Raw genomic sequence first — 511 nt, 5'->3', positions numbered from 1 at the left:
TGGCCATACTGGTATTACTACTTAAAAAAGGTGCGTGATCAGGATGGAAAAAGAAAACATATTCAAATGGAAACATTATCAAGCAGACATGATTTTGTGGACTGTACGCTGGTACCTGCGGTACAACCTAAGCTTTCGTGATTTGGTGGAAATGATGGAAGAACGAGGGTTATCTTTGTCCCATACCACCATTATGCGTTGGGTTCACCAATATGGACCCGAATTAAATGAGCGGATTCAAAAACATTTGAAACGAACGAATGATTCTTGGAGAGTGGATGAAACCTATATCAAAATCAAAGGTGAAAACATGTACTTATACCGTGCTGTTGATTCCGAAGGAAACACGCTTGATTTTTATTTGAGTAAGAAACGAGATGCGAAGGCTGCCAAGTGCTTTTTAAAGAAAGCCTTGGCTTCTTTTCATGTCACAAAACCTCGTGTAATCACTGTTGATGGTAATAAAGCCTATCCCGTTGCGATACGAGAATTAAAAAATGAAAAAAGCATA

General features: G+C 38.7%; 1 protein-coding gene. It reads left to right on the top strand.

All coding sequences use genetic code 11. The features are described from left to right. Nucleotides 1–43: 43 nt before the first annotated feature. Nucleotides 44–511: IS6-like element IS240A family transposase (locus RT27_RS26390; protein ID WP_043938184.1), on the top strand; the 468-nt coding region annotated here is incomplete at its 3' end.

The sequence above is a fragment of the Bacillus sp. L_1B0_5 genome (assembly GCF_000836715.1).
Lineage (GTDB): Bacteria > Bacillota > Bacilli > Bacillales > Bacillaceae_G > Bacillus_A > Bacillus_A thuringiensis_S.
The sequence above is the reverse complement of the archived record's forward strand: the minus strand, read 5'-3'. Positions and strand labels throughout refer to the sequence as shown.